Below are 7,222 nucleotides of genomic sequence, written 5' to 3'. Positions count from 1 at the left end.
TCTTGGGTTCGGGTGGGGGGCCCGCCTGTTCTGGCCCCTCCCGTTGGGGCCCGGCGGGCGGGGGGGGCCGGCGGCCCCCGGGGCCCCCCCCCCCCCGGCCGGGGTGTCCAGCGGGGCGCCGAGCAGCTGGACGCGCTGGGACAGCGCCCCGCCACGCATGGCCTCGGTGATCGCCGCGACGGCGCCGACGTCGAGATCGGGGGTGGCGTCGGTGACGGCGGTGATGCCGAAGCGGGTGAGGGCGGCGCCCACCGGGGCGAGATCGGGCGGTCCGGCGGGCGGCAGCCGGGAGCGCAGCCAGCCGTCGGCGCGCCAGAGCCGTCCGGTGGGCAAGCCGCGGTCGTCCCGCTCGACACCAGGGTGGTCGGCCCCGGCCAGGCCGGTCGCGGCCACGGCCGCGGTGTTGAGGGTCCACAGCGCGCCGCTGCGATGCTGGACGCGGACCGGGCGGTCGGGACGGAGGCGGTCCAGCGCGGTGGCGTCGAGGTCGCCGGCGACCGTCTCCGCGTACCCGACGCCACGGATCCACCCGTGCTCGTCGGGGACGGCCGCGGCCAGTGCGGCGGCCAGTGCGGCGGGCCCGGTCACCTCGGGAGGGCCGCAACGCACCGAGGTGCCCCAGGCGGCGAGCGCGTGCAGGTGCAGGTGGTGGTCGCAGAGCCCGGGTAGCAGCGCGCCGCCCCGGCAGTCGTACCAGGCCTCTCCCGGCCGGAGGCCGAGGGCGGTGCCCACCTCGACGACGTGGCCGTCTTCGACGCGGACGTCGACCCCGGTGCGCCCGTCGAGTTCGGCGTCGCGCAGCAGCAGACCGGTCACCGGGACACGACGCCCAGCTCGCGCAGCACCTCGGCGGTGTGCTCCCCGCTCCGGGGCGCCCTCCCGGACACCACCCGCCGCAGCGGGACGGCGACGTCGACCGGGCCGGAGGAGGCGTCGACGACCCAGCCGCCGTTCCGCGACCGGGCGGCCACCGAGCTCGGGGGCGTTTCCGCGACGGGATTCAGCGTGGCGGCGACCACGCCGGACATGGAGACGTCCCACAGCGCGCCCGTGCCGTCCGGCGGCGCCGTCGCGGCGAGGGCGGCGGCGGTCAGGCCGGTGAGCGGGTCGGCGATCGCGTCGCCGCAGAACAACGGGGTCCCGTCGGCGTCGTGGGCGACCAGGCCGCTCGCCGCGGCGACGTCGTCACCGAATCCGACCCGGTCGCTCCCGCGCCCGTACGCGGTGATCGAGATCCAGACGGTGCCGGCGGCGACCGCGGCCTCGGCGTCGAGCCCGAAACCGGCCAGCGCGCGGGGCCTGGACGCCTCGATGACGATGTCGGCGGCGTCGACCAGGGCGGCCATGGCATGCCGCCCGGAGGGGGTGCGGGGGTCGAGCACGACCGAGCGGTGCCCGGCGTGCAGCAGCTGGTAGAACGCGGCGTTCCCGCCCCGGGCGCCGTCCGGCCGCCACGGGGTCTCCACCTTGACGACCCGGGCACCGGCCAGGCCGAGCAGGTGGGCGCAGAGCGGGCCCGCCCACAGCGCGCTGAAGTCCACGACCAGCAGACCGTCCGGCGGCCGGGGCGTCACCGGCGCGGGCGGGGTGAGCGGGGCGGGCGGAACGGCCCGGTGCCGGACCGGGCCTGCGGCGACGCCGAGGAGCGCCGCCCGCTCGGCGAGCTCGGCACCGGTGTGCTCGCGCAGCCAGCCGGTGACCGTCGGCCACGGGTCGTCGCCCACCTCCGCGCAGACCAGCGCTCCCAGTAACGCCGGGTCATCGGGGCGGGCGCAGGAGACCGCCGCCCAGCCGTCGGCGGTGCGCAGCAGCCGGCACGCGCCTCCGGCCGACACGGCTCCACCTCGCCGGTGGCCGGTGAAGGCGGCACGCTCCGACAGCAACCGGGCACCGTCCACCCGCACCCCGGTGAACTCGGTGAAGCGGCCGGCCAGCTCCCGCGCCACGGTGGCGGCACGGCCCGGTGGCACCAGCGGAGGGCCGCTCTCGCGGCCGGTCAGCGTGACGACGCCGCTGCGCGCCCAGTCGGCCGGCGGATCGGGGGTCATCACGCCCCCGGATCGGACAAGAGGGCTGTAGCAGGCATAAAACGACAATACACTTTTAGGCTATTAAAGATCATATTTTGTCCGCATGGGTCTGACGGAAGGCTTCGGTGACGGGCCCGCGGCGTGGTTCCGGCGCCGGCCCAGCGGACGGCTCCGCGGGCACGCCGCCGCCCGATCGGAACTGCCAGGTCAGGCTCGCGGGTCGACGTGGATCTTGGGGCCGGGGCCGGAGCCCGCGGGGCGGGAGCCGGCGAGAACCGCACCCACCTCCTCGAGGCCGACGACGGCCGCCACGAGCGGCCGGGGATCCACCGAGCCCGAGGCGTACTGCTCGATCGCCCCGGCCAGGCCGGGGGAGGCGCTCAGGATCCCGACGGCCGTGACATCCTTGAGCACCAGCGCGCGGGTGTCGACGGCGCTGAGCCTCGGCGCTATCCCTATGTAGACCACCCGCTTGCCCGGCTCCACCAGGTCGACGGCCAGGGCGGGCAGGCCGGGAGCGTTGGAGGCGTCGATGACCGCGTCGAACGGGAGCCGGGGAAGCCTGTCGGAGGTCCACGCCCCGTGCACGCCGAGACCTCGGGCGAACTCCAGTGACGGTTCCGACAGGCCCATGATGTGGACCTCCGCGCCGCGCGCCAGGGCGAACCGGGCGGCGAGCAGGCCGATCGTCCCCGGCCCCAGCACCAGCAGCCGGTCACCCGGTGCGAGGGCCGCGGCCTCGACGGCCCGCAGCGCGTTGCCGCCGGGCTCGACCATGGCCCCGGCCACCGCGTCGACCGCGTCCGGCAGCGCGTGCAGCGCCGTGACCGGCACCGGCAGCTGCTCGGCCAGAGCGCCGGGCCACCCGCCGCGGATGCCGATCTCGAAGCGGTCCTCGCACACGTGTTGCAGCCCGCCCAGGCAGCGGCGGCACCGTCCGCAGCCGAGCATGGTGTCACCGGTGACCCGGGTGCCGATCCAGCCGTCTTCGACGCCCTCGCCGACCGAGGAGACCCTCCCGCACCACTCGTGGCCGAGTCGGATGGGATAGCGGGCGTGATCCTCGTTGAGGTAGGCCATCTCCCCGCTGAAGAACTCCATGTCGGTGCCGCACACCCCGGCCCGCTCCACGTCGACGACGACCTGCCCGGGGCCGGGGACCGGTGGCTCGACGTCCCACACGGAGAAGCGGCGAGGCCCGGTCACGACGAACGCTCTCACGGAGGAAACCTTAGCAACGGGCCCGGGATCGGTTAGCCTCGCAGGTCAGACAGGTCCTCGTCACCGAGGCTGAGATCGTGCGCCGCGAGGTTCTCCTCCAGGTGATCGAGAGAACCGGTGCCCGGAATGGCAAGCACCGACGACGACCTCGCCAGCAGCGATGCGATCTGGACCTGCGCTGTGGTCGCGCCCAGGCGTGCTGCGACCTTGCCGAGCCGGTCGGCGTCGAGCGGGCCGCCACCGCCGCCGAGGGGGAAGTACGGCACGTACGCGATGCTTGCTTCCTCGCATTCCGCCAGCAGTCCCATGTCACCGGTGTGCCGGTTCTGCACCGCCGCGACGGGCGCGATCGCCCGGGCCTCGGCGAGCTGCGCGGCGTCGACGTTGCTGACGCCCAGGTGCCGGATCAGCCCCTCCGCGCGGAGCTCGGCCAGCACCGCGAACCGTTCGGCGATCGATTCGCCCCCTGGTCCGGTCATCCCACCGACCCGTAGATAAACCAGGTCGAGCCGGTCCAGGCCGAGAGAGCGCAGATCCGCCTCGACCAGGCCGCGCAACTGATCAGGCGTCGCCTGCTCGTTCGGCACACCGTTTGGTCCGGGCAGTGGCCCGACCTTCGTGGCGATCACCAGATCGTCACGGTAGGGGGTCAATGCCGTACGGATCAATTCGTTGGCCCGCACCGCTCCCCTGCCGTAGAAGCCCGCCGTGTCGATGTGGTTCACGCCCAGCTCCACGGCGCCGGAGCACGGCGATGCCACTCTCAGGAGCTCGCGGCGGGCCGTCGAAGGTGCCCATCGCCAGGCGCATCGCGCCGAAGCCGAGCCGGTTGATGGTCAGATCTCCGCCGAGGGAGAAGGTCTCGATCGTCACGAGGCTCATCGTGTCCGCCGCCACGACGCCCAGCGAGCTCGTGGCAGCTTGCTGCCAGACTGGCGGGATGCGGAACGAACAGGTGTTTTCAGTGCGAGGGGACGCAGAGTTGATCGCGCGTGCCGGTCATCTCTTCGAGTCCGCGCAGACCGAGTTCCTCTGCGCCGCCCGGGACCTCAAGACCTGGTCGCAGCCGGAGGCCAGGGCCGCGATCCGGAACCGGATGGGTACTGCGGATGCCTCGGGCTTCACCTCTCGAAAGCTGCTCAGCCCGGTCGCGCTCGCCGACGAGGAGGCCCGGGCGCACCTGCGGCTGGTGCAGAGCAAGGGCGCTCTCGTTCGGATAGGCGGCTCCCAACTGCCGCACGAGACCATCCTCATCGACCGGCGGGTGATGATCCTTGCCGGCCGGGAGACACCCACCGGCCGCGAGTACACCGTGACGACGTCGCAGATCCTGGTCGACGGCGTCCACTCGCTGTTCCGGGCGATCTGGGACACCGCCGTCGATCTCGACACCTATCTGCGCAGCGACATCCCCCACTTCGATGCCGACAGCCGCATGATCCTCGAAGCCCTCGGTTCGGGACTCACCGACGAATCGGCGGCCAAACGGCTCGGCGTCTCGCTACGCACCTATCGGCGGCGCGTGGCTGAGCTGATGGCCAAGCTCGAGGCCGACTCCCGCTTCCAGGCCGGGCTGCGGGCGGGCAGGCTGGGACTATCCCGCTAAGACCGTAGTGATCGCATCCCTTCAGCGGTCTGCACACCTGAGTACCTCGGGCCACGCAACCACCCGTCACGCCAACCCCCGAAGGACTTCCGGAGCCGACTACTTAGGTGCGCAGGTGTCGGGGCAGGTAGGTTACCGCTCGCCGGACGGGGGTGAGAAACCGCTGGGATCGGCTGCTCCCGGGTCAGTGCTCGGTGCCGACGCTCAGCCCGGGTTCCGCGTCGACGTGGAATCTGTCTATCCCGGTGAGCTGCCGGTATCGGGAGTAGGCGATCTCGTACGGCTCCCGTTCGCGGCCGGGTGGGAACGGCCGGGGCCGGAACGAGCGGCGGACCACCTCGCGCAGTTCGGTGAGGGAGCCGATGCGGCCGTCGGCCATGGCCTGGATGAGCAGGTTTCCCGCGGCGGTCGCCTCCACGGGACCGGCCAGCACGGGCCGTCCGGCGAAGTCGGCGACGAGCCGGCACAGCGTCTCGCTGGAGGCCCCGGCTCCCACGAGGTGCACGGCCTCCACCCGCCGGTCGCTGAGGAACTCGGCCTGCTCCAGGGCCCAACGGTAGGAGCAGGCGAGACTCTCCAGGACGCAGCGCACCGTCTCCGCGCGGCCGGCGGGCGGCGCCTGCCCGGTCGAGTGGCAGTAGGCCGCGATCCTCGCCGGCATGTCGCCGGGTTCGAGAAACCACGGGTGGCCGGGGTCGATCAGCGGCCCGAAGGCGGGCGTGGCGGCGGCCTCGGCGACTAGGTCCGCGTACGAGGTGCGCACGCCCCAGGATCTGCGGCACTCCTGGAGCAGCAGCAGGCCGTTGAGGGCGCGGGTGAATCGCACGGTCCCCATGACGCCACCCTCGTTGCTGAAGCCCGCGAGCCTGGCCGCCCGGCTCGTGACCGGGGCGTCGAGCTCCAGTCCCGCCAGCGAACGGGTGCCGCAGGAGACGTAGCCGACAGAGCCGGACGAGACGGGCAGCGCCACCGCGGCGGAGGCGGAGTCGTGGCCGGCCACCGCGACGACCACGACTCCACCCGGGCCGTCCCCGCCCTTCTCCCGCAGTGGTCCCGCGACCGTGCCCGGCTCGGTGAGCCGGTGGGCGAACAGGTGGCGGGGCAGGCCCAGGCGGGTGACAAGGCTGCTCGCCCAGCGGCCGGTCCTGGCGTCCAGCAGCTGGCTGGTGCTCGCGATCGTCCGCTCGGTGATCATCTCACCGCTCAGCCAGAGGGTGAACAGGTCCGGCACCATCGCCAGGTGGTCGGCCGCCTCCAGAAGCGGCGATCCGGCGTGCGCCAGCAACTGGCAGGCCGTGGTGCCGGGCCCGGGGCGGATGCCGGTCAGCTCGTAGTGGTCCTGCCAGGAGACGAGGCCCGCCAGGCCGGAGGTGTAGGGATCGAGGTGGTGGCGGGGGTTGGCCAGCAGCCGCCCGTCACGGTCGAGGAGGGCGAAGTCGCCGCCCCAGGCGTCCACGCCCACGCTGGTGACACGACCGCGGGCGGCGGCCAGCGCGATGCCTCCGCGCGTCTGTGCGAGCAGCCCGAGCACGTCCCAGTACAGGCCGTCGAGGACGCGGACCGGCCGGTTGGCGAAGCGGTGCACCTCCCGCACCGCGAGCCGTTCACCATCGAATTCGCCGGTCAGCACCCGGCCGCTCTCAGCTCCGAGATCCACGGCCACGTAGACGGGCACGGTCCAAGCGTAGCCGGAAAGCCCTTCCTGATATGGGTGATATGTCAGAGACGGCAGGTGAAACAGCTCATGGAGTCGTCTTCCTCCCCGAACCGGACGGCGCCCGCGCCCCTGCTACTTGGTGGCCGGTCGCGGGTATCGGAACGCGTCCGCCCGCCGGGGCCGTGATCACCCACACCTCCTGACCCGCGCTCGCGGGGTGGTCGGCACTGTCACGGAGGCCACGCGAGGTACCGAAATGCTTAAAACGTGGCAACAGGTGGCGGCCAGATGCTCGGCGGTGGAGAGCGAGGGGTCCTCGGAGACGCGGGGCCGGCCGGGACGCATGCCGTGTAACGCTAAGGAAACAGCGTGTTCATGTGCCATTGACACCCCCGGGAGCTTGGTTCTACTGTCCAGCTCAACTTGTTAAATCGTTTTTCAGCAGGAGCCTGCCTGCCGCCGACTTCCCGAGGAAGCGCTTATGTTCACTGTTTCGCGAAGGTCCGCCTCGGCCGCGGTCGTGGCCGGTCTGCTCTCGCTCGGGCTCGCCGCCTGCGGCGGCGGCACCACCAAGGACTCGGCCGGTTCGGCGGCCCCGGCGGCCCCGGCGTCATCGGCCCCGGCCAAGGCCGATCCGAACGCGCCGATCAAGGAAGGGCTGAAGATCGCGTTCCTGCCCAAGCAGATCAACAACCCCTACGAGACGAT

At 72.7% G+C, this 7,222-nt stretch carries 6 protein-coding genes and 1 pseudogene; 2 read left to right on the top strand and 5 right to left on the bottom strand.

Annotation, left to right across the window (positions count from 1 at the left end; genetic code table 11):
• The 4 genes from ABZU75_RS44470 to ABZU75_RS44455 all read right to left on the bottom strand — a co-directional run.
• Positions 1-816: amidohydrolase family protein (locus tag ABZU75_RS44470; RefSeq protein WP_355568918.1), on the bottom strand; the 816-nt coding region annotated here is incomplete at its 3' end.
• Positions 813-2,048, bottom strand: a complete 1,236-nt coding sequence (locus tag ABZU75_RS44465; RefSeq protein WP_355568921.1) for a CoA transferase — start codon at positions 2,046-2,048, stop codon at positions 813-815. The genes ABZU75_RS44470 and ABZU75_RS44465, both read right to left, overlap by 4 nt.
• Before the next feature lie 189 nt (positions 2,049-2,237).
• Positions 2,238-3,251: an alcohol dehydrogenase catalytic domain-containing protein gene (locus ABZU75_RS44460; RefSeq protein WP_350965813.1), complete on the bottom strand. Its 1,014-nt coding sequence runs from the start codon at positions 3,249-3,251 to the stop codon at positions 2,238-2,240.
• A gap of 32 nt (positions 3,252-3,283) precedes the next feature.
• Positions 3,284-3,976 carry an aldo/keto reductase gene (locus ABZU75_RS44455; RefSeq protein ID WP_355568914.1) on the bottom strand — a complete coding sequence of 231 codons (693 nt, stop codon included), beginning with the start codon at positions 3,974-3,976 and terminating at the stop codon, positions 3,284-3,286.
• 239 nt (positions 3,977-4,215) lie between these two features.
• Between ABZU75_RS44455 and ABZU75_RS44450 the strand changes: the two genes are divergently transcribed.
• Positions 4,216-4,857: a DNA-binding response regulator gene (locus ABZU75_RS44450; protein WP_355568911.1), complete on the top strand. Its 642-nt coding sequence runs from the start codon at positions 4,216-4,218 to the stop codon at positions 4,855-4,857.
• Between the two features lie 184 nt (positions 4,858-5,041).
• Here the strand turns inward: ABZU75_RS44450 and ABZU75_RS44445 are convergent, their stop codons facing one another.
• A complete protein-coding gene (locus ABZU75_RS44445; RefSeq protein ID WP_355568908.1) occupies positions 5,042-6,532 on the bottom strand; it encodes a rhamnulokinase family protein in 1,491 nt (496 codons plus the stop codon).
• A gap of 463 nt (positions 6,533-6,995) precedes the next feature.
• On the opposite strand from ABZU75_RS44445, the pseudogene ABZU75_RS44440 reads away from it, so the two are divergent.
• Positions 6,996-7,222 (top strand): annotated as a pseudogene (locus ABZU75_RS44440) (hypothetical protein); the annotation flags it as partial.

This window comes from Streptosporangium sp. NPDC005286 (assembly GCF_040607515.1).
GTDB lineage: Bacteria > Actinomycetota > Actinomycetes > Streptosporangiales > Streptosporangiaceae > Streptosporangium.
Note: the sequence above shows the minus strand (reverse complement) of the source record. Positions and strands in the feature narration are given on the sequence as shown.

Bases quoted from the DNA above. Each gene is read 5' to 3' on its own strand.
- ABZU75_RS44465 (WP_355568921.1), bottom strand. From the start codon at position 2,048: ATGACCCCCGATCCGCCGGCCGACTGGGCGCGCAGCGGCGTCGTCACG.